The following is a 1,402-nucleotide window of genomic DNA, read 5'->3' as shown; positions in this document are numbered from 1 at the left end:
TTAATAAGTAAGTTTTCCCCACTGACAGTTTTATCGAACATTGGGATAGGTCAGGGAGACCACTTCGTCCCCCCTATTCGGCCACGACTAAATTTTTCCACCAACTCCTTTAAACTTCTCAATAAACTCACCAATTTTCTGAAAAACGGTTTGTTTTTTCGTTTTATACTGAGGGTTTAACGGACTTAGCTTTGGTAAAGTTTCGTTTAACTCAGTGCCGTTTTCGGTGGCATATTCGCGCTTTAACGATGTCCGGATATAGCGCTTCGCTGCTTCTTCATTAAGATTTTCTTCTTTTATCAACGCTTCAGCTTCACGCAGCTGCTCACGCTGAGCAAAAATGAAGAATGCTTCAATGATGCTGGCTTTGTCTGGCATGTCATCAAGGTTAGTCTGCTGAATAAAGTCAACAATCAGACCCTCTTTGGCCCTGTTACCCAGGCTTGAGCGGATTAACCGTCTAACCTCTTCAGTCAATGCTTCTTTACCTTTCTTCTGCCTGTTATGTTCAAAAATCAGACCAAGAATATAATCCAGGTTAATTTCCTGAGATTTCAACAGGTCGATTTCAAACACAACATCATCCCAGTCAGTGGTTGACTGATCCTTGTCATTAGCCACTTTCTCGCGACGTTGCCAGTCACGGATATCATTGTAGGCTGAACGATAGTCCTGAATCTTACGCTCTGTGGGGAGACGAATTGTCTGTAGTTCTGCAAACTTTTCATCGTCAAGATAATGCGCTGTCTTGAATACTTTGACGGCATCGGGATCGCTGATATCGATTTTTTGCAGTTCTTTCAGCATGGCAAATTCGTCGTAGTTTTGCAGGATATTTTCAGCCCGCAGGTACTCGCCAAACAATTTAACGAAGGCTTTTTTTCCCTTCTCGCCATCAATGCTAGCCGGATCAGGGAACTGATATTCCAATGTCGTAACAATATCCATAAAGCCGCGCTTGGCCTCACCTGTTACGATATCGGTAAAGCCCTCCATGTACTCTTTGTAACTTTTCTCAAGCACCACGTTTTTAGTATTTTTATCCCCAAACAGCGTGATGGCATCAATGGTTGCGCTTTCCAGATCTCTGAACGTCACAATATTGCCGAAGGTCTTTGTTGCATCAAAGATACGGTTAGTGCGGGAGAATGCCTGCATCAAACCGTGATAACGCAAGTTTTTATCGACGAACAGAGTGTTCAGCGTCGGTGCGTCAAAACCGGTTAAAAACATTCCCACCACAATCAGCAGGTCGATATCCTGATTTTTAACTCGCAGGGCTAAATCACGGTAATAGTTTTGAAAGCCGTTGCTGTCAGTGCTGAAATTGGTTTTAAAGTGAGCATTATAGTCATCTATGGCTGCATCAAGAAACTCTTTGGCGCTGCTGTTCATGGTACTA

At 43.2% G+C, this 1,402-nt stretch carries 1 pseudogene; it reads right to left on the bottom strand.

Features of this window, described 5'->3' with window-relative positions:
* Positions 1–87: 87 nt before the first annotated feature.
* Positions 88–1,402, bottom strand: a pseudogene (locus IM273_RS22050) (type I restriction endonuclease subunit R); the annotation flags it as partial.

It is taken from the genome of Enterobacter cloacae complex sp. P13B, from assembly GCF_014895915.1.
In the GTDB taxonomy this organism is placed as follows: domain Bacteria; phylum Pseudomonadota; class Gammaproteobacteria; order Enterobacterales; family Enterobacteriaceae; genus Enterobacter; species Enterobacter bugandensis.
Note: the sequence above shows the minus strand (reverse complement) of the source record. Positions and strands in the feature narration are given on the sequence as shown.